At 69.8% G+C, this 19,854-nt stretch carries 20 protein-coding genes and 2 pseudogenes; 14 read left to right on the top strand and 8 right to left on the bottom strand.

Annotated elements, in window-relative coordinates; genetic code table 11:
• Window positions 1–128: 128 nt before the first annotated feature.
• Window positions 129–1,106: pseudogene (locus V8688_RS13620) on the top strand (heme o synthase); the annotation flags it as partial.
• A 24-nt stretch (window positions 1,107–1,130) separates the two neighbouring features.
• On the opposite strand, the pseudogene V8688_RS13615 reads toward V8688_RS13620, so the two are convergent.
• Window positions 1,131–1,761 (bottom strand): annotated as a pseudogene (locus V8688_RS13615) (FAD-dependent monooxygenase); the annotation flags it as partial.
• Window positions 1,762–1,816: 55 nt separating this feature from the next.
• Complete coding sequence (locus V8688_RS13610) at window positions 1,817–2,782, bottom strand: quinone oxidoreductase (protein WP_316575301.1); 966 nt, start codon at window positions 2,780–2,782, stop codon at window positions 1,817–1,819.
• Between the two features lie 76 nt (window positions 2,783–2,858).
• On the opposite strand from V8688_RS13610, the gene V8688_RS13605 reads away from it, so the two are divergent.
• A complete protein-coding gene (locus V8688_RS13605) occupies window positions 2,859–3,227 on the top strand; it encodes a hypothetical protein (protein WP_218718241.1) in 369 nt (122 codons plus the stop codon).
• Window positions 3,228–3,290: 63 nt separating this feature from the next.
• On the opposite strand, the gene V8688_RS13600 is transcribed toward V8688_RS13605, so the two are convergent.
• From V8688_RS13600 to V8688_RS13580, 5 genes are all read right to left on the bottom strand, one after another.
• Window positions 3,291–4,265, bottom strand: a complete 975-nt coding sequence (locus tag V8688_RS13600; RefSeq protein ID WP_218718240.1) for a heme A synthase — start codon at window positions 4,263–4,265, stop codon at window positions 3,291–3,293.
• A gap of 66 nt (window positions 4,266–4,331) precedes the next feature.
• Complete coding sequence (locus V8688_RS13595) at window positions 4,332–5,114, bottom strand: ABC transporter permease (protein ID WP_218718239.1); 783 nt, start codon at window positions 5,112–5,114, stop codon at window positions 4,332–4,334.
• Complete coding sequence (locus tag V8688_RS13590; protein ID WP_218718238.1) at window positions 5,111–6,043, bottom strand: ABC transporter ATP-binding protein; 933 nt, start codon at window positions 6,041–6,043, stop codon at window positions 5,111–5,113. The genes V8688_RS13595 and V8688_RS13590 overlap by 4 nt, the downstream gene beginning before the upstream one ends.
• Window positions 6,040–7,758, bottom strand: coding sequence for a polyprenol phosphomannose-dependent alpha 1,6 mannosyltransferase MptB (mptB, locus tag V8688_RS13585; RefSeq protein WP_218718237.1), 1,719 nt, complete (start codon window positions 7,756–7,758; stop codon window positions 6,040–6,042). The genes V8688_RS13590 and mptB overlap by 4 nt, the downstream gene beginning before the upstream one ends.
• 82 nt (window positions 7,759–7,840) lie before the next feature.
• Window positions 7,841–8,773, bottom strand: a complete 933-nt coding sequence (locus V8688_RS13580) for a rhomboid family intramembrane serine protease (protein WP_342800932.1) — start codon at window positions 8,771–8,773, stop codon at window positions 7,841–7,843.
• Between the two features lie 290 nt (window positions 8,774–9,063).
• Here V8688_RS13580 and V8688_RS13575 point away from each other — a divergent pair, with 290 nt between their 5' ends.
• The 9 genes from V8688_RS13575 to V8688_RS13535 all read left to right on the top strand — a co-directional run bounded on the left by V8688_RS13575 (window position 9,064) and on the right by V8688_RS13535 (window position 16,501).
• Entirely contained in the window at window positions 9,064–9,858 is a 795-nt protein-coding gene (locus V8688_RS13575; protein ID WP_308248463.1) for a transcriptional regulator, read from the top strand.
• A complete protein-coding gene (gene sufB, locus V8688_RS13570) occupies window positions 9,855–11,291 on the top strand; it encodes a Fe-S cluster assembly protein SufB (RefSeq protein WP_218718234.1) in 1,437 nt (478 codons plus the stop codon). The genes V8688_RS13575 and sufB overlap by 4 nt, the downstream gene beginning before the upstream one ends.
• A complete protein-coding gene (gene sufD / locus V8688_RS13565; RefSeq protein WP_218718233.1) occupies window positions 11,291–12,469 on the top strand; it encodes a Fe-S cluster assembly protein SufD in 1,179 nt (392 codons plus the stop codon). The genes sufB and sufD overlap by 1 nt, the downstream gene beginning before the upstream one ends.
• A gap of 36 nt (window positions 12,470–12,505) precedes the next feature.
• Window positions 12,506–13,273, top strand: coding sequence for a Fe-S cluster assembly ATPase SufC (sufC, locus tag V8688_RS13560; RefSeq protein WP_316575297.1), 768 nt, complete (start codon window positions 12,506–12,508; stop codon window positions 13,271–13,273).
• A 5-nt stretch (window positions 13,274–13,278) separates the two neighbouring features.
• Complete coding sequence (locus V8688_RS13555; RefSeq protein ID WP_342800931.1) at window positions 13,279–14,556, top strand: cysteine desulfurase; 1,278 nt, start codon at window positions 13,279–13,281, stop codon at window positions 14,554–14,556.
• Window positions 14,557–14,582: 26 nt separating this feature from the next.
• Window positions 14,583–15,059, top strand: coding sequence for a Fe-S cluster assembly sulfur transfer protein SufU (sufU, locus tag V8688_RS13550; RefSeq protein ID WP_218718230.1), 477 nt, complete (start codon window positions 14,583–14,585; stop codon window positions 15,057–15,059).
• The gene (locus V8688_RS13545) at window positions 15,059–15,442 is read left to right on the top strand and encodes a metal-sulfur cluster assembly factor (RefSeq protein WP_218718229.1); all 384 of its coding nucleotides are present in this window, start codon (window positions 15,059–15,061) and stop codon (window positions 15,440–15,442) included. Before sufU ends, V8688_RS13545 begins: the two co-directional genes overlap by 1 nt.
• A 128-nt stretch (window positions 15,443–15,570) precedes the next feature.
• The gene (locus V8688_RS13540; protein WP_316575293.1) at window positions 15,571–15,945 is read left to right on the top strand and encodes a hypothetical protein; all 375 of its coding nucleotides are present in this window, start codon (window positions 15,571–15,573) and stop codon (window positions 15,943–15,945) included.
• A gap of 127 nt (window positions 15,946–16,072) precedes the next feature.
• Complete coding sequence (locus V8688_RS13535; RefSeq protein ID WP_316575292.1) at window positions 16,073–16,501, top strand: DUF4189 domain-containing protein; 429 nt, start codon at window positions 16,073–16,075, stop codon at window positions 16,499–16,501.
• A gap of 60 nt (window positions 16,502–16,561) precedes the next feature.
• On the opposite strand, the gene V8688_RS13530 is transcribed toward V8688_RS13535, so the two are convergent.
• The gene (locus tag V8688_RS13530; RefSeq protein ID WP_218718226.1) at window positions 16,562–17,197 is read right to left on the bottom strand and encodes a TetR/AcrR family transcriptional regulator; all 636 of its coding nucleotides are present in this window, start codon (window positions 17,195–17,197) and stop codon (window positions 16,562–16,564) included.
• Window positions 17,198–17,354: 157 nt separating this feature from the next.
• Between V8688_RS13530 and V8688_RS13525 the strand changes: the two genes are divergently transcribed.
• From V8688_RS13525 to V8688_RS13515, 3 genes are all read left to right on the top strand, one after another.
• Entirely contained in the window at window positions 17,355–18,578 is a 1,224-nt protein-coding gene (locus V8688_RS13525; RefSeq protein WP_218718225.1) for a helix-turn-helix domain-containing protein, read from the top strand.
• Between the two features lie 67 nt (window positions 18,579–18,645).
• A complete protein-coding gene (locus V8688_RS13520) occupies window positions 18,646–19,203 on the top strand; it encodes an NADAR family protein (RefSeq protein ID WP_218718224.1) in 558 nt (185 codons plus the stop codon).
• 92 nt (window positions 19,204–19,295) lie between these two features.
• Window positions 19,296–19,796 carry a DUF4189 domain-containing protein gene (locus V8688_RS13515; protein WP_218718223.1) on the top strand — a complete coding sequence of 167 codons (501 nt, stop codon included), beginning with the start codon at window positions 19,296–19,298 and terminating at the stop codon, window positions 19,794–19,796.
• Window positions 19,797–19,854: the final 58 nt, after the last annotated feature.

The raw sequence follows: 19,854 nt of genomic DNA, 5'->3' as shown, positions 1-19,854 counted from the left end.
CGGTGGCGGGGCCCTGGCGTGGAGCGGCACCGGCGTGGGTCTACCATCGTCTGTAGTAGTGGCCGCGCCGCAGCCGCGCGCTGCTCGTTCCAATGCCGGATGCGAAGCACAGCGTGCGAGGAGAAACAGTGCGGATCGATCCCCAGCCGGGTAGTAGCGGTGCGCACAATTCCTCGACGGCACTGGCCGATCGCCTCACCGGAGACGGTCTCGTCTCCAAGGTACTGCGCAAGCCGCTGGCCTACATCGCGCTCACCAAGCCGCGCGTCATCGAGCTGTTGCTGGTCGCCACCATCCCGACCATGCTGCTGGCCGATCGCGGCACCGTCGACATCCGGCTGATCCTGGTCACCCTGTTCGGTGGCTGGATGGGCGCGGCCAGCGCCAACACCCTCAACTGCGTCGCCGACGCCGACATCGACAAGGTGATGAAGCGGACCGCGCGGCGCCCGCTGGCCCGCGATGCGGTGCCGACCAGGCACGCGCTCGTCTTCGGTGTGGCCCTGGGCGCGATCTCGTTCGCGTGGCTGTGGTGGCAGGCCAACCTGCTCAGCGGCGTACTGGTCGTCGCGACGATCCTGTTCTACGTCTTCGTCTACACCAAGGGCCTCAAGCGCCGGACCTCGCAGAACGTGGTCTGGGGCGGCGCCGCGGGCTGCATGCCCGCTCTGGTCGGCTGGTCCGCGGTCACGGGCACCATCGGCTGGCCCGCGATCGTGCTGTTCGCCGTCATCTTCTTCTGGACGCCGCCGCACACCTGGGCGCTGGCGATGCGCTACAAGGAGGACTACCGCGCGGCGGGCGTGCCGATGCTGCCGGTGGTCGCGACCGAGCAGGTCGTGACCAAGCAGATCGTCATCTACACGTGGCTGACCGTGCTGGCCACGCTCGCCCTGGTCCCGGCGACCGGTGTCATCTACGCCGCCGTCGCGCTGGTCGCGGGCGCTTGGTTCCTGCTGATGGCGCACCAGCTCTACGCCGGGGTGCGCCGCGGCGAGTCGGTGAAGCCGCTGCGGCTGTTCCTGCAGTCGAACAACTACCTGGCCGTGGTGTTCTGTGGTCTGGCCGTGGACTCGGTGCTCGGCTGGGACACGGTGGGCTCGTTCATCGNTGTTCCTGCAGTCGAACAACTACCTGGCCGTGGTGTTCTGTGGTCTGGCCGTGGACTCGGTGCTCGGCTGGGACACGGTGGGCTCGTTCATCGGGCTGTAGCTCTCTCGGAGGAACGGCGGCCGGGCAGTGACTGCCCGGCCGCCGTCGTTGTCGGTCCACCTCGGGCTCACCAGCTGCGGGCGAGATGTCCGTCCGGGCGGATCAGCACCGACGTGCCGGGGGCGGATCTCGACCGTGCGCACGGGGCACGTGCGGAGGGAGGCGTTGTTCGCCGCGAGCCCGGACGGCGGCGGTGTGCCCGCGGCCTCGGTCGTCGGCGCGAAACGCAGCAGCGTGGCGTGCGGGCCGCGGAAGAGGTCGAAGAGCCGAATCTTCGACCAGCTTGTCCAGCAGCTCGGTGCTCAGGCCGCGGACCCGGGCCGCGACGGTGCGGCGTTCCGGCTCGTAGGTGTCGAGCGGGGCCGGGTCGCCCGCCAGCGCCGCCGCCAGTTTCCAGCCGAGGTTGTCGGCGTCCTGGACCCCGGTATCGAGGCCTTGGCCGCCGGTCGGCGGGTGGACGTGGGCGGCGTCGCCCGCGAGCAGGATCCGGCCGTCGCGCAACCGCGCGGCGAGGCGGATGTCGGGGCGCCACACCGTGACCCAGGACAGATCGGTCAGGCTCAGCGCGGGCGCGTTCCGGTCGGCCAGCTCCTGGGCCGTGTGCCTAGGGCAGCAGGACCAGCGAACCCGTGGTCTTGCGGGCGGCGAGATCCCGATGGGCCTGGGCCGCGTCCGCGAGGGGGTAGGTCGCGCCGATGCGGAAGGTCAGCGTGCCCGCCGCGATGGCGTCGAAGACATCCGTTGCGCGCCACAGCAATTCGGTGCGGGTACGGGTGTAAGCGCCCAGGGACGGACGGGTCAGCCACAGGGAACCGGCGGGATTGAGGCGCTGCGGGTCGAACGGCGGGACCGCGCCGCTGGCCGCGCCGAACAGGGCCAGCGTGCCCCGTACCCGCAGCGATGCGAGGCCGGCTTCGAACGTGCTCGCGCCGACGCCGTCGTAGACCGCGGCGACGCCCTCGCCGTCGGTGAGTTCGCGGACCCGCGCGGCCAGGTCGTCGCCGTAGCGCAGGACCTCGGCGGCACCCGCCTCGCGGGACAGCTTCTCCTTGTCGTCGGTGGAGACGGTGGTGATCACCCGCGCGCCCTTGGCGGCGGCCATCTGGGTGAGCAGCAGGCCCACCCCGCCCGCGCCCGCGTGGATCAGCACCGGGTCGCCCGGCTCGGGCCGGAACACCGATTCCACCAGGTAGTGGGCGGTCATGCCCTGCAGCAGCGCGGCGGCCGCCACGGTCGTGTCGACGCCGTCGGGTACCCGCACCGCCACCGCCGCGTCGACGGCGACCCGGTCCGCGTAGCTGCCCGGCGCCGCGGCCCAGGCGACCCGGTCGCCCACCGCGAACTCGGTGACCTCCGCGCCGACCGCCGTCACGACACCGGTGCCCTCCGAGCCCGGGATATAGGGTGTGGCCTGCGGGTACTGGCCGGTGCGGAAGTAGATGTCGATGTAGTTGACGCCGACACCCCGGGTATCGACCAGCAGCTGACCGGGCCCGATCTGCGGATCAGCCACCTCGACGTACCGCAGGACCTCGGGACCACCGTGCTCGGAAACCTGAATCGCGCGCATGAGTCTCCTTTGTACACCCCGTGTTCGACGCCACTCGGGGGTGGACTCGCGACTACCGGCCGGTAAACTCTCGGCCATGAGTGCTACCACCGCCGCCCCGGTCGCCGTGAAGGTGCCTGCCGAGGTCGAGAAGTCCGTGGCCGAGTTCGTCGCCGAGCACGGCGGTTCGGGCACGGCCGTGCTGCAGTACCTCGGCGAGCAGGGCGTGCGCATCACGCTGGTCGGCGCCGACGGCATCCTCGGTGACCGGGTGGTGGCCGACCTGGCGACCGCGAAGGCCCTCGTCGAGCGGGTCGACGGGCTCACCGCGACCGACGAGTGGAACCGCGAGCTGGTCTCCGTGGTGACGCCGACCGCGTCGCACTGGAAGAAGATGGCGGGCTGGGTCGCCCATCAGACCAAGTTCCCCAAGGCGCGCAACTGGAAGCTGTTCGCCGGCGCCTGAGCCCGGCACGAACGCACGACAGCCCGCGATCCTCGGATCGCGGGCTGTCGTCGTCGTGGGAGGTCAGTGCGCGGCGGCCGGGGACACCGCGGCGGGTGCGTCCACCGTCTCGCGGATTCGCAGCGCGGCCCACAGCGCGGCGGTGGCCGCGGTGCACGCGGCCGCGCCACCGACGTGGAGGGCGACCAGCGCGGCGGGAACGTCGGTGAAGTACTGGACGATGCCGACGAGGGACTGCGACAGCACCAGGCCGAGCAGCACGTACAGGCGGGTGCGGATCGCCGGGGTGATGCCGACGGCGAACAGGCCGAAGGCCAGGCCGATCAGCAGCGCCAGATAGCCGACGAGCAGCTGCGAGTGCAGGTGCACCAGCGTGACGATCTCGACTTCGAGCCGGGCGACCGGCCGCTCGATGCTCTTGTCACCCGCGTGCGGGCCCGCCGCGGTGACCAGGGTGCCCGCGATCAGCACGCCGGCGAGGGCGACGCCGCTCAGCGCGGTGAGCCAGCGCAGGGGAGTGGGGACCTGGACGGTGTCGATGCCGTCGTCGGGCTGGCCGATCTTGGCGTACAGCACCACCGCCAGCCACACCATCACCATCGAGGCCAGCAGGTGCACGGCCACGGTCCACCACAGCAGGCCGGTCCGCACGGTGATCCCGCCGATGATCGCCTGCACGACGGTGCCACCGGGCATCAGCCACGCGTAGACGAGAACCTCGCGCCGCCGCCGCGCCCTGACCACGGCGAGCACGATCAGCGCGGCGCACAGCGTCACCGCGAAGGTGAGCATCCGGTTGCCGAACTCGACGGTCTGGTGCAGGACCGGCACCTCCGACACCCCCACCGGGGTGAAGCTGCCGGGGAAGCACTGCGGCCAGGTCGGGCAGCCCAGGCCCGAGGCGGTGACGCGCACGACGGCGCCGGTCACCGAGATTCCGGCCTGACTGAGGATCACCGCGAGCGCGATGAGCCGCTGCACCCGCAGCGAGGGGAGCGGCAGCCGGTCGACGAGGCCAACGAAGGCGCGATACAGCACGTCACGATGGTACTGGCCGCGAAATCCCGACCGATACCAGGGCTACTACAGTGCGTCGTTGATCACTCAGCTGAACCGGAACAGGCGGGTCGCGAGCCAGCCGCACACCACGCCCCACACGGCGAGCACCGCGACTCCGAACCAGTCGACCACGCCCGTCAGCGCCGACTCCAGCGCGAACGCCAGCGCGCCGGAGGGCACCAACCGCACGAGCACCGTGAGCACATCGGGCAGCGAGTCGCCGACGAGCACCAGGCTGGCGACGCCGAGCATGATGAACCAGAGGATGTTGGCCAGCGCCAGCACGACCTCGGCCTTGAGCGTCCCGCCCAGCAGCAGGCCCATCGCGGCGAAGGTCGCGGTGCCGAGCGCGATCACCAGCGCGCCGAGCGCCAGGCCGCCGATGCCCGGTCGCCAGCCCAGGGCGACGCCGATCGCGCCGAGCAGGATCGCCTGCAACACCACGACGATCAGCACCGCCGCGCACTTGCCCGCGATCACGCCCCAGCGGGGCAGCGGGGTCGCGCCCAGCCGCTTGAGCGCGCCGTAGCGCCGGTCGAAGCCGACGGCGATGGCCTGGCCGGTGAACGCGGTCGACATCACCGCGGTCATCATGACCATCGGCACCACCTTGTCGACCCGGTGCTCGCCGAGCTCGCCGAACGGCAGCAGCGTGAGGCCGATCAGCAGCGTGATCGGGATGAACATGGTGAGCAGCAGCTGTTCGCCGTTGCGCAGCAGCAGCTTCAGTTCGAGGCCGGTCTGCGCGAGGAGCATCGCGCGCCGGGCGGCCGGGCGCGGGGCGGGGGCGAAGGTGCCGGGCCGGAATCGGCCGGTGGTCTCGGTCATCCGCGCAGGTCCCGTCCGGTCAGTTCGAGGAAGACGTCCTCGAGGCGGCGCTGATCGATGCGGATGTCGGTGGCGAGCACGTTCATCCTGGCGCACCAGGCGGTGACGGTCGCCAGCACCTGCGGGTTGATCTCGCCCTCGACCAGGTAGGTGCCGGGTGTCGTCTCCCGGGGCGAGAAGCCTTCCGGCAGAGCCGATTTCAGCAGGCCGATATCGAGTTTCGGTGGCGCGCAGAAGCGCAGCTGGCCGGCGGCGCCGTGCGCGGTGACCTCGGCGGGCGTGCCCTGGGCGACGATCTCGCCGTGGTCGATGATCACCAGCTGGTCGGCGAGCTGCTCGGCCTCGTCCATCATGTGCGTGGTCAGCACGACGCTCACGCCGTCGCGGCGCAGGGCGTCGATCAGCTCCCACACGATCAGGCGAGCCTGGGCGTCCAGACCGGCGGTCGGCTCGTCGAGGAACACGATCTCGGGCCTGCCGACCAGCGCGCAGGCCAACGCCAGCCGCTGCTGCTGGCCGCCGGACAGGCGGCGGTAGGGCGTGCGCCGGTTGTCCTGCAGGCCGAGGGTGGACAGCAGCCAGTCGGGGTCGATCGGGTCGGCGGAGTAGGCGGCGACCAGGTCGAGCATCTCGCCCGCCCGCGCGCCCGGATAGGCGCCGCCGCCCTGGAGCATGACGCCGATGCGCGGGCGCAGCTGCTCGGAATCGGCGAGGGGGTCCAGGCCGAGGACGCGGACCGTGCCCGCGTCGGGACGCACGAAGCCCTCGCACATCTCGACGGTGGTGGTCTTGCCCGCGCCGTTGGGACCGAGCAGCGCGAACACCTGGGCCTGTTCGACATCGAACCGCAGGCCGTCGACCGCGGTGGTCTCGCCGTAGCGCTTGACCACGCCGTCGACGCTAACAGCGGGTCCGGAGCGACTTGTCACGATGTCACACGGTAAGCCGTGCCCTCCTGTGACGGAGCCGACACCCCCGGCTGAGCCCGCCACGGCAGGGAGTGCCGGGTGAGCGCGAAGAACAACGCGAAGCAGACCGCGGCGGCCAGTGCGGCGCCGATGATCTGGAAGACCTGGAACTCCGCGCCGCGCGGCATCACCAGCATCGAGACGACCGCGGAGAACGCGACGGCGGGGACGCGGAACACCGGCTGGGTGGCCCAGGCGGCCAGCGGCACGATCGCCCACAGCAGGTACCAGGGCTGCACCACCGGGAACAGCAGCACGATCGCGCCGAGCGAGACGCCGAGCGCGCCGACCGGATGCAGGCGCCCGGTGCCGGTGGCGACGAGCATGCGCACCGTGATGTAGGCCGCGACCGCCGCCGCGATCGGACGGGTGATCGACAGCAGCGCGGTGGTGTGGTCACCGAGGCCGAGCAGCACGCCGCCGAAGCCGGTGATGATGCCGATGACGGTCGGCAGCGACATCCAGCTGCGCACCGCGCTGGCGGTGTTGAGGGTGAAGATCCAGCCGAAGCCCAGGCCGCTGACCGAACTCACAAACAGTGTTGTCACCCCGGCGATCACGCCGAGCAGCAGCGCGGCCTTGACGACGGCTTTGAGATCGCCGCCCCAGCGGCGGGCGAGTGCCATCCCGACGAAGCCGAGCGCGATGATCGAGGTGAACTTGATCGACGACGACAGCGTGATCACCACCGCGCCACCGATCAGCAGTCCGTAGGCGCGGGCGTCGAACGGCGCGAGTCCGGTCTCGGTCAGCCGGTCGGGTGTGCCGCCTTCCCCGTAGATCGCGCGCAGCATCAGCTCCACACCCGCCAGCATCAGACCGAGCATCAGCGCGTCGTTGTGCACGCCGCCGACCAGGTGGAACAGCACCAGCGGGTTGGCCGCGCCCAGCCACAACGCGCTCACCGGGGCGACACCGCAGCGCACCGACAGCCGCGGCAGCGCCCACACGATCAGGGCGACGCCGGCGAGCGCGAGCAGCCGGTGCACCCACACCCCGGCGATGATGTTGTCCCCGGTCAGTTCCGCGATGCCGCGGCCGATCCAGAGGAACAGTGGGCCGTAGGGCGCGGGGGTGTCGCGCCAGATGGTCGGCACATTGTTGGTCAGGACGTTGTCGATGCCGAGACCGGCGACCGGACCCTCCAGATACGGGTCGATGCCGCGCGCGGCGATCTCGCTCTGCGCCAGATAGGAATAGACGTCGTTGCTGAACATCGGCGGCGCCACGCTGAGCGGGATGATCCACAGCAGCAGCGTGCGGTCCAGCTGCGATCGGGTCAGCCGGTGCACCGGCGACCCGGCCAGGCCGCCGACCGCGAAGCGGCCGAGCAACAGCCACGCCCCGATCACCAGCACGGTGCCGAACATGCACATCGCCAGCGAACCGGTGTGCGCTCGCGCGAAGATGCCGAGCACCCGCATGCCGGAGACGGGGTTCTGGTGGACGGGCTGCGCGCCGATGCCCAGCGCCGCGATCGCCATGAGGACCGCGCCGGTGGCGCCCATCAGGCGGATGCGATCCAGCTGCGCGCGCTCGCGCCGATCGAGCCCGGGCACCTCGTTCTCGTCGCGGTGCAGCACCGCGACGGTGTGATCGGGCGTCGACACATCGAGCCCGAGAGCTCGCCTCCCGAACGCCAGTGTCTTGCGCGCCGCGCCCTCCAGTACCGCCACGGTGAGCGAGCCTAGTGTGACGCGCCGCGACCGGTGGCGCTCCGGTCGGGGCCGCGTCGGCGACCAGCGCGGATCGGGGCGGCTAGCGCGGCGTCGGCGCCTCGGTGCCGGGGGCCGACACCTGGATGGGCACGGCCGGGATGTCGCTGCGCACCGTCAGCGTGGCCGCCACGATGACGGCCACACACGCCACCGCCACCGCACCGAGCGACGCCCACCCGATCCGCCGCGCGGCCTCGGGCGAGCGCGCCGACAGCCATTCGGGCACGAACAGGATGCCCAGCGCGGCCAGCGTGCCCGCGGCCAGTCCGCCGAGGTGACCCCACAGCGAGATGCCGGGCAGCGAGAAGCTGATCAGCACGTTGACGCCGATCACGACCAGCATCGGCGTCGGGCTCTGGCGCAGCCGGATCAGCGTCACGGTGACCGCGCCGAACAGGCCGTACACCGCACCCGAGGCGCCCGCGGTCGCGACGACCGTGTCGGACAGGGCCATCACCGCGGCGGAACCGCCGAGCAGGGAGATCAGGTAGACACAGCCGAACCGCACCCGGCCGAGCACCCGCTCGAGGTCACGGCCGACGACATAGAGCGCGAACATGTTGACCAGCAGGTGGATCGCGCCGTAGTGCAGGAAGCCCGAGCCGAGCAGACGCCACCATTCGCCGTCGGCCACCAGCAGCGGGACCAGCACGAACTCCCGGAACAGCGCCGAGCCGCGATAGTTGTCCATCGGGCTGCCCGCCTGGGCGGCGGTCACGAGATAGACGAGCACATTGACCGCGATCAGCCCGTAGGTGACATACGGGACCGGGGCGGCCCCGGCCGCGGCGCCGCCGACGGTGCGCACCTGGCGCACGTCGCGCCGGCCCTGGCGCACGCAGTCCACGCAGTGCTGACCGACGGCGGCGGGCTGCAGGCACTCGGGGCAGGCGGGCCTGCCGCACCGGGTGCACGCGAGGCCGGTGGGGCGGTCGGGATGGCGGACACACGTCGGTGCGGGCGGGTTGGACACCTCGTCATCGTGCCACGGCCCCGGCGCCCTGTCGGGCCGACCGCGGCGCGACAGGGCGCCGGGGCGCAACACCGGTATTGCGTAATTCGGCGGGCATCGGAACGGTCGTCGGTGGTGTGCGATGGGTCACCCCGGTGGCGCGGTCCGGCGCGTGCGCGTGGTCCGCACCAGCGGTTTTACCCGGCGGTTGCGGTGTCGGACGATCTTCATCGCAGGTCAGGGCACCCTTTGTCAGGTGACCCTTATTAGATTTAGGGAAGCAATTCCGCCACACTGGTGTTGTGAAAACCGTGGGTTTGCGGACAGACGTGGACGGGACCGGTCGTAAGACGACCGGCGCCCGGTCGTCCGCCGGTCCAGCGGCGACCGCGCAGGAAGGGCACACCAGGGCGGCCATCGTCCAGTTGCTGCTCGAAGACGGCCCGATCACCGCGACCGCGATCGGCGCCGCGCTCGGGCTCGCGCCCGCGGGCGTGCGCAGGCATCTCGACGCGCTCATCGACGCCGGACAGGCACGGGCGAGCCGGTCGGCGCCGTGGCAGCAGAAGGGCCGCGGCCGCCCGGCCAAGCAGTACCAGCTGACCGCGGCGGGCCGGGGCAATCTCGGCCACGCCTACGACGATCTGGCCGGCGCGGCGATCCGCCAGCTCGGCGAGATCGGCGGCGAGGCGGCCATCGCCGAGTTCGCGCGCAAGCGGGTCCGCACCATCGTCGACGGCATCGAGCCGGCCGCCGAGCACACGGCCCCCGTCATCGAGGCCAAGGTCGAGGAGATCGCGGAAGCGTTCGCCGAGGCCGGCTTCGCCGCCACCACCCGCCAGGTCGGCGCCGGTGTGCAGATCTGCCAGCACCACTGCCCCGTGGCCCACGTGGCCGAGGAGTTCCCGCAGTTGTGCGACGCCGAACTGGACGCTTTCCGGGACCTGCTCGGCACCCACGTCCAGCGACTTGCGACCATCGCCAACGGCGATTGCGCCTGCACCACCCACGTACCGCTGGTCGCGCTCCCGAAAACAGCTTCCACCCCATCCGCCGCACAGCCCGCGGCGGGACGAACGAACGACTCCGGAAGGAGTGCCGAATGACGACGACCACCGACCAGGTGCAACCGCTGACCCAGGACGAGACCATCGCCTCGCTGGGCAACTACGGTTACGGCTGGGCCGATTCGGATGTGGCCGGTGCCAGCGCGCAACGCGGCCTGTCGGAGGCTGTCGTTCGCGACATCTCGGCCAAGAAGAGCGAGCCGGAGTGGATGCTCGACATCCGCCTCAAGGCCCTGCGCATCTTCGATCGCAAGCCCATGCCGAACTGGGGTTCCAACCTCGACGGCATCGACTTCGACAACATCAAGTACTTCGTGCGCTCGTCGGAGAAGCAGGCCGAGAGCTGGGAAGACCTGCCCGAGGACATCAAGAACACCTACGACAAGCTGGGCATCCCCGAGGCAGAGAAGCAGCGGCTGGTCTCCGGTGTCGCCGCGCAGTACGAGTCCGAGGTCGTCTACCACTCCATCCGCGAGGACCTGGAGAAGCAGGGCGTCATCTTCCTCGACACCGACACCGCGCTCAAGGAGCACCCGGAGATCTTCCAGGAGTACTTCGGCTCGGTGATCCCCGCCGGTGACAACAAGTTCTCCGCGCTCAACACCGCCGTCTGGTCGGGTGGCTCGTTCATCTACGTGCCGCCGGGCGTGCACGTCGACATCCCGCTGCAGGCCTACTTCCGGATCAACACCGAGAACATGGGCCAGTTCGAGCGGACGCTGATCATCGTCGACGAGGACGCCTACGTCCACTACGTCGAGGGTTGTACAGCCCCGATCTACAAGTCCGACTCGCTGCACTCCGCGGTCGTCGAGATCATCGTGAAGAAGGGCGGCCGCTGCCGCTACACGACCATCCAGAACTGGTCGAACAACGTCTACAACCTGGTCACCAAGCGGGCCAAGGCCGAGGCGGGCGCCACCATGGAGTGGGTCGACGGCAACATCGGCTCCAAGGTCACCATGAAGTACCCGGCGGTCTGGATGACCGGCGAGCACGCCCACGGCGAGGTGCTCTCGGTCGCGTTCGCCGGCGTCGGCCAGCACCAGGACACCGGTGCCAAGATGCTGCACCTGGCCCCGCACACCTCCTCGACCATCGTGTCGAAGTCGGTGGCGCGTGGCGGCGGTCGCGCGTCGTACCGCGGTCTGGTCCAGATCAACAAGGGCGCCCACGGCTCGAAGTCGACCGTGAAGTGTGACGCGTTGCTGGTCGACACGATCAGCCGCTCCGACACCTACCCCTACGTCGACATCCGCGAGGACGACGTGACCATGGGCCACGAGGCGACCGTCTCCAAGGTCTCCGAGGATCAGCTGTTCTACCTGATGAGCCGCGGTCTGACCGAGGACGAGGCGATGGCGATGGTGGTGCGCGGCTTCGTCGAGCCCATCGCCAAGGAACTGCCGATGGAATACGCGTTGGAACTGAACCGGCTCATCGAGCTGCAGATGGAAGGGGCCGTTGGCTGATGTCGTCGCTCGAGACGCCGATTCAGAATCCGGGCGCCGGTGCCGCGGTCAACAAGGGCGAGGTCTTCACCTCGTTCGACGTCGACCAGTTCGAGGTGCCGTCGGGCCGTGACGAGGCGTGGCGGTTCACCCCGCTGCGCCGGCTGCGCGGCCTGCACGACGGCACCGCGGTGCGCGACGGTCGGGCCACCGTCGAGGTGAGCGAGGTCGCCGGTGTCACCGTGGAGACGGTGGACCGCACCGACGTCCGCCTCGGCCAGGCCGGTACCCCCGCCGATCGCGTCGCCGCCCAGGCCTACTCGGGCTTCGAGTCGGCGACCGTGATCACCGTCGGCCAGGAGACCGAGGTCTCCGACCCGATCACCGTGACCGTCACCGGTCCCGGCGAGGGCAAGACCGCCTACGGCCACCTGCAGGTGCGCCTGGACAACTTCGCCGTCGCCACGGTGGTCCTCGACCAGCGCGGCAGCGGAACCTACGCCGAGAACGTCGAATTCGTGCTGGGCGACAGCGCCAAGCTGACCGTCGTCGCTGTCCAGGAGTGGGCCGAGGACGCCGTGCACGCCACCGCCCATCATCTGAAGCTGGGCCGCGACGCCACCGTGCGCCACTTCGCCGCCACCCTCGGTGGCGACCTGGTGCGTCTCACCGGCACCGTGCGCTACGCCGGTCCCGGCGGCGAGGCCGAGCTGTTCGGCCTGTACTTCGCCGACGCGGGCCAGCATTTCGAGCAGCGCCTGCTGGTCGACCACGCCGAGCCCAACTGCAAGTCCAACGTGCTGTACAAGGGTGCGCTGCAGGGCGATCCGAAGTCCCCCAAGGGCGATGCCCGCACCGTGTGGGTCGGCGACGTGCTCATCCGCGCGGCCGCCGAGGGCACCGACACCTACGAGGCCAACCGCAACCTGGTGCTCACCGACGGCGCGCGCGCCGACTCGGTGCCGAACCTGGAGATCGAGACCGGCGAGATCGCCGGTGCCGGACACGCCAGTGCCACCGGCCGTTTCGACGACGAGCAGCTGTTCTACCTGCGCTCGCGCGGCATTCCCGAAGACGTCGCCCGCCGTCTGGTGGTGCGTGGCTTCTTCCACGAGATCATCCAGAAGATCACGGTCCCCGAGGTCCGGGAGCGGCTGGAGGCGGCCATCGAGGCCGAGCTCGCCACTGTCGGCATCTGACACCCCTCATACTCCCCACGAAGGAATTCGAATTCGATGACCACCTTGGAAATCAAGGACCTGCACGCCGAGATCACCACCCCCGAGGGTGAGTCCAAGCAGATCCTCAACGGCGTGAACCTGACCGTGAAGTCCGGCGAGACGCACGCCATCATGGGCCCCAACGGCTCGGGCAAGTCGACGCTGTCCTATGTGATCGCCGGTCACCCGAAGTACACCGTCACCCAGGGCACCATCACCCTCGACGGCGAGGACGTGCTGGAGATGTCGGTCGACGAGCGCGCTCGCGCCGGCCTGTTCCTGGCCATGCAGTACCCGGTCGAGGTCCCCGGTGTCTCGATGTCGAACTTCCTGCGCACCGCCGCGACCGCGGTCCGTGGCGAGGCCCCCAAGCTGCGCACCTGGGTCAAGGAGGTGAAGGAGTCGATGAAGGAGCTCGAGATCGACTCGGCCTTCGCCGACCGCAGCGTGAACGAGGGCTTCTCCGGTGGCGAGAAGAAGCGCCACGAGGTTCTGCAGCTGGGCCTGCTCAAGCCGAAGATCGCGATCCTCGACGAGACCGACTCCGGCCTCGACGTCGACGCGCTGCGCATCGTCTCCGAGGGCGTCAACCGCTACAAGGAGCGCGAGAACGGCGGCGTGCTGCTGATCACGCACTACACCCGCATCCTGCGCTACATCAAGCCCGACTTCGTGCACGTGTTCGTCAACGGCAAGATCGTCGCCGAGGGTGGCTCCGAGCTGGCCGAGGAACTCGACGCGAACGGCTACGTGCGCTTCACCTCCGCCACCGCTGGAGCCTGACGACGATGACCGCTGTGTCTCTCTCGGGTCCCGCCCTCGACGTCGCCCGGATCCGGGCCGACTTCCCGATCCTGAACCGCACGGTCCGGGACGGGAAACCGTTGGTGTACCTGGATTCCGGGGCGACCTCGCAGCGTCCGCTGCAGGTGCTGGACGCCGAGCGTGACTTCCTGCTCACCCGTAACTCGGCCGTGCACCGCGGTGCGCACCAGCTGGCGGAGGAGGCGACCGACTCCTACGAGGACGCCCGCGTCGCCATCGCCCGCTTCGTCGGTGCCGACGCCGGGGAGATCGTGTTCACCAAGAACGCGACCGAGTCGCTGAACCTGGTGGCCAACGCTTTCGGTGACGACCGATTCCCCTACAAGGTGGGCCCGGGCGACGAGATCGTCATCACCGAGCTCGAGCATCACGCGAATCTCGTGCCGTGGCAGGAACTCGCGCGCCGCACCGGCGCCACGCTCCGGTGGTACGGCATCACCGACGACGGCCGCATCGATCTGGATTCGCTCGAACTGTCGCCCGCGACCAAGGTGCTCGCGTTCACCCACCAGTCGAACGTGACCGGTGCGGTCGCGCCGGTGGCCGAGCTGGTCCGCCGGGCCAAGGATGTCGGCGCGCTGGTCGTGCTCGACGCCTGCCAGTCGGTGCCGCACATGGCGGTGAACTTCCGGGAGCTCGGCGTGGACTTCGCCGCGTTCTCCGGCCACAAGATGCTCGGCCCGATGGGTGTGGGCGGACTGTACGGCCGTCGGGCGCTGCTCGAGGAGACTCCGCCCTACATCACCGGCGGGTCGATGATCGAGACCGTCACGATGGAGCGGACCACCTACGCGCCGCCGCCGCAGCGCTTCGAGGCGGGCACGCCGATGACCTCGCAGGTCGTCGGGCTGGCCGCCGCGGTCCGCTACCTGGAAGGCCTCGGCATGGACGCGATCGCCGCCCACGAGCACGCGCTGACCGGCGCCGCGCTCGACGGGCTCGGCGCGATCGAGGGCGTGCGGATCATCGGGCCGACCGAGAACGTGGACCGCGGCGGCGCGGTGTCGTTCGTGGTCGACGGTATCCACGCCCACGACGTGGGTCAGATCCTCGACGACCAGGGTGTCGCGATCCGGGTCGGGCACCACTGTGCCTGGCCGCTGCACCGCAAGTTCGGCGTCGCGGCGACCGCGCGCGCGTCGTTCGCCGTGTACAACACCCTCGACGAGGTGGACGCGCTGGTGCAGGCCGTGCGGAAGGCCCAGAGCTTCTTCGGCGTGAGCGCTAGCGAGGGCCGATGATCAGACACTGTGGAGTTGCATAAGTCATGCGCATGGAGCAGATGTACCAGGAAGTGATCCTGGACCATTACAAACATCCCCACCACCGCGGGCTGCGGGAACCGTTCGGTGCCGAAGTGCACCACGTGAACCCGACCTGCGGTGACGAGGTGACCCTGCGCGTGCACATCGACGACGCGGGCGAGGTCGCCGACGTCTCCTACGACGGGCAGGGCTGCTCGATCAGCCAGGCCGCCACCTCGATCCTCACCGATCAGGTGATCGGGCTGCCGGTGCAGCAGGCGCTGAAGGTGGTCGACTCCTACAGCGAGATGATCTCCAGCCGCGGCACCGTCGACGGTGACGAGGACGTGATCGGCGACGGTATCGCCCTGGCCGGCGTCGCCAAGTACCCCGCGCGCGTGAAGTGCGCGCTGCTGGGGTGGATGGCGTTCAAGGACGCCGTCGTGCGGATCGTCTCGGCCGAAGAAGTGAAGCCTGCCATGGGAAATGGGGAAGCGTGATGAGTGAGACACCGGCTGTCGAAGCCACCGAGGCCGCCGCTCCCGAGGTGGAGCTGACGCCCGAACAGGCCGAGCACCTCGAGAATCTCGAGGAGGCCATGCGCGATGTCGTCGACCCCGAGCTCGGCATCAATGTCGTCGACCTCGGCCTGGTCTACGGCATGTCCGTCGACGACGACAATGTCGCCACCCTCGACATGACGCTGACCTCGGCGGCCTGTCCGCTGACCGACGTCATCGAGGACCAGTCCCGCAACGCCCTGGTGCGCAGCGGCCTGGTCGAGGACCTGAAGATCAACTGGGTCTGGATGCCCCCGTGGGGCCCGGACAAGATCACCGAGGACGGCCGCGAACAGCTGCGCGCTCTCGGCTTCACGGTCTAGCGAACATCGCGAAAAGGTCCGGATTCCTTGGGAATCCGGACCTTTTTCGGTCTCTGCGCCACCGTCGAAATCGCCGCTGTGGGCCGATATGTGGTTGCGGTCGAGGGCGGGGCGAGCATTATGGAGGAATGGCCGAGTCGAGCAGGAGCATTGTCGCCGAACGCGGTCGACACGCGCTCGTCGGCGGCCTCGCCGCGGTAGTTCTCGCGCCGGTGGCGGCCGCGACGACCGCTGCTGTCTATCGATTCCCCGTGCCGCTCGTCGGCTATACCCGTGGAATCGGTGGCGCCCTGACCGCGGCGGTCGGCAGCCTCTTCTACCTGGTACTCGGCGGCGCTGTGGTGCTCGCGGCGGCGGGCGCGCTGGGTGCGCTGCTGATGACATGGGCGAATCCGGCGCCGACCCGGCGGACATATCTGCGAGCGGGCGCGGCCGGCGTGTGCGCGGCGTTTCTGGGTGCGCTCGGACTGGCGCTGCTGGAATTCGTCGTCGGGCCCTGGTGAGTTCGCGCGGTGATGTCTTCGTTTGTCGCGCTGTGATTTTGCTCAATGGTATTGGATGTACGCCGGTGTTCGGCGATGATCTGGGGGCTCCGGATTTCCGGGGCAGTTTCCAGAGGAGAATTGTTCGATGAGTTTCTTGGGTAAGGCCGGTCTCGCCGTGGCGGCGCTCGGCCTTGCGGCGGGTTCGGTCTTCGGCGCCGGTGCGGCGAACGCGGAGACCCTGCACGCGGCGATCTCGTTCAGCGACGCGGAGTGGGCCTTCGCCTACAGCGTGAACAAGCCGAGCGCCGAGGCCGCCGCCGACGAAGCGCTCGCCGCTTGCGATTTCGCCGACTGCCACATCTGGGCCGCCTGGGCCAACGGTTGCGGTGTCATCGTCGAGGGCGACGGCGGCGCGATCGGGGTCGGCACGGGTGCCACCAGCCGTGAGGCGGAGACCGCGGCCTACGCCACCCTGGGCGAGCTGGAACCGCGGGCGCTGCTGGCGAACACGGGTTCGGCCGCGCTGAGCGGGGCTCACGTCGTCAAGACGATCTGCACGGCCAACGCGCGCTGATCACCGCATCACCGAAGGGCCCGGATCCGCAGGGATCCGGGCCCTTCGCGGTGGGTGGGCTTAGACCGGCTCCGGCTCCGGCTCGGTGAGCGAGGCGATCCAGGCGCCGATCATGTCGGCGGTGTGGTCGATGACGACCTCGCGATCGAGGCCGTCGTCCTCCATCTCGACCGAGCGCAGCGCGGTGGCGAAACCGGCGTTGAGGACGACGAAGGCCATCGTGTCGACATCGATGTCCTTGGTCGGGCCGAGCAGGTGGATCAGGTAGAGCTTCATGATCATCCGCAGCCGGGGCTCGAATTCCGGGATGCCGCTGCCGTAGAAGTGCAGATCGGCCACCAGGGCCCGCACCAGGGGGCCGTTGGCGACAAGGATCTCGACGGCGATCCGGATGACCTCGGCGACGGCGTCGCGCGGCGGCTTGTCGGCGGAGACGGTGAGCAACCGCGCGTAGCGGTCCTCGACCTGCAGGAACAGGCTGTCGGTGAGCTCCTTGACGATCTCGTCGCGGTCGGTGAAGTACCGGTACAGGGTGCCGATGCTCATGCCCGCCTCGGCGGCGATCCGGTTGGTCGAGGTGTTGCCGATACCGCGGGTGCCGAAAAGATGAGCGGACACGGTGAGAATGCGGGTGCGGGTTTCCTTCGCCCGATCCTGCTTGGGGCGTTTGCGCTGCTTATCGGCGTGCGGTGGCATTCGGCGACCTCGGTCGAAAGAGGAGTAGAAGGTGAGCAGTTGCTCATCCTAGAGTCATGATCACGGAGAAACCGGAGTGTAGGCCATCACAGGGGCCGGGCACTACGGCAGCTGAACCACCGCCGGCCCCGCCGACGCGGTGTGGAAGGAGTCGACGATGATGACGATCCCCGTGGACGGAGCCCCGATGTGGCAGCCGCTGCGCGATGTCCGGACGCTGTCGGGCACGCTGGTGAGCCACTTCGTCGAGACCGTGGCCACCTGTCGAACGCTGCCCGGCGACGCGATCTCCGGTGACGTCACCGCGGTCACCCGATTGTGCCTGGAGATCGTCGGCGGGATGCTCGACGGTCGCGACGAGACCGAGCGGCTGAACCGGCTCTCGGTCGCCGCGGCGGGCTGGGCGCGCGAGGGTGTGCCGATCGACGCCATCTTGCACGCCTTCCACGAGGGTGTGCGGCTGAGTTTCGACGCGGTCTTCGACGCCGGCGCCGACGACGACCGGGCGAGCCTGCTCGACGGCTTCCGCCGGGCGGTCGCGATCTCGGATCAGCTGTGCACCACCGTGACCCGTGCCTACATCCGTGAGCACCGCGATGTCGCGGGCGAGCACCACACGGCCGTGCACACGCTCACCTCGGCACTGCTGGCGGGCCAGTCGACGGTCACCATGGCGCGCGAGTGCGGGATCGCCGTCGCCGACGCGTATTCGGTGCTGGCGCTGTCGATCCGGCGCCGCGGCGAGGCCGCCGACCCGCGGGTCGACCGGGCCGTGGTCGCCCGGCGCGCACTGCGCCGGGTGCAGGCGGCGCTGGCGCACCACGGTGGCGACCAGGTGTTGTCGCTGCTGTCGGTGGACGGTGGAACCCTGCTTGTCCCGGCCGAGCTGATGGACACCACCGCCATCGACGCCCTGATCGCGACGTTGTCGCGCGCGGCCGATGTCGACGTCACCGGCGCGCTGGTCCCAGCGACCATCGAGGAGATCCCGGCGGCCGCCGAGCGCGCGCACGAGCTGCTCGACATGGTGGAACGCCTCGATTGCGAACCCGGCCTCTATCGCTTCGGTGACCTGGCCCTGGAGTATCAGCTCACCCGTCCCGGTCCCGGCCGGGCCCGCCTCGGCGAGCTGCTCGCGCCGCTGGACGACCACCCCGAACTCTTCGAGACCCTGCGGGTGCACATCGCCAACAATATGAATCGCAGGCGCACGGCCCGCCTGCTGCACATCCACACCAACACCGTCGACTATCGCCTGCGCCGCATCGCCCAGCTGACCGGCCTGGACCCGGCCCAGGGCTCGGGCCTGTGGCAACTGCGCTCGGCGATGATCGCGCGCAGCTTCCACACCGGCCCCACCGTGGAAGCGCGCCTGGCCTGACCGGAAACCGGTGGCGGAGGCCGACTCCCCGATATATGGTTCACTAGACCAAAACCGGGGAGGGATCATGACCGTCGACACCGTCGACCAGCTGCGCCAGGCGATCGAGCAGGGTGCGACACCGAAGTACCTGGCGTTCTGGGGGCACACCCCACGCCCCGACGGCACGATCGGTGCGAGCTGCCTGAGCCAGTGGTGGCCCACCGATTTCGTCGTCGACGGCACCGCGTTCCGCAGCGCCGAGCACTACATGATGTGGCGCAAGGCGCTGCTGTTCGACGACGAGCGCACCGCCGCCCGCGTGCTCGAGGCCAACCATCCCGGTGTGGCCAAGAAGCTGGGCAGACAGATCCGCGCCTTCGACGACACCGTCTGGGAGCGCGCCCGCTTCGAGATCGTCGTCGCGGGCAGCGTGGCCAAATTCGGCCAGGACGACGACCTGCGCGCCTATCTGCTCGGCACCGGCGCGCGCGTGCTCGTCGAAGCCAGTCCGGTGGACCGGATCTGGGGCATCGGGCTGGCCGCCGACGACGCGCGCGCCACCGATCCGGGCCGGTGGCAGGGCCTCAACCTGCTCGGTTTCGCTCTCATGCGGGCGCGGGACGTGCTGGCCGCGGCGAGCTAGGCGGGAAAGCTATTTCTCGATGGCGCGTGCGGCGGTTCATGATTGGTTCGGCTTCGACCTCGAAGCCGACTTTTCGATGGGGAGATTCACTGATGTCTGTTGTGGGCAAATATGCCCTGGGTGTGGCCGCCATGTCCGCGGTGGCCGCGTTCACCGTCGTGAACGCGGGCTCGGCCGCGGCGGCCGAGAGCGGGGTGGCGATCGCCGAGGCGCCGGGTTACACGGCCGTCTCGCGCGACGGTGGTTTCCAGGCCGCCGCCGGTGATCTCTACGGCGCGCTGGCGTTGTCGTCGAAGGAAGCCGTGGTCGCCTCGGCGGTCAACTACGGCAGCTGGGCGGCCGCGAGCCAGGCCGCGCTGGCCGAGTGCGGCGTCTGGGACTGCCAGATCGTCGTCGAGTTCCGCAATGCCTGCGGCGCCGTCGCGCAGGGTGCCGACTATCGCTTCGGCTGGTCCTGGGATCACTCCCTGGCCGCGGCCGAGCGCTCGGCGATCGATGTGCTCGGGATCAGCGCACCGCCGTTCCCCGACCCGGGTTCGGCCTCGCCGCGCGCGGCGAGCGTCATCCTGTCCGCCTGCACGGCGAACGTCTGACGAACGAGCGGAAACGGGGTGCGGACCGATTCGGTCCGCACCCCGCGGTTAATAGTCG

It is taken from the genome of Nocardia sp. No.11, from assembly GCF_038752175.1.
GTDB lineage: Bacteria > Actinomycetota > Actinomycetes > Mycobacteriales > Mycobacteriaceae > Nocardia > Nocardia canadensis.
Note: the sequence above shows the minus strand (reverse complement) of the source record. Positions and strands in the feature narration are given on the sequence as shown.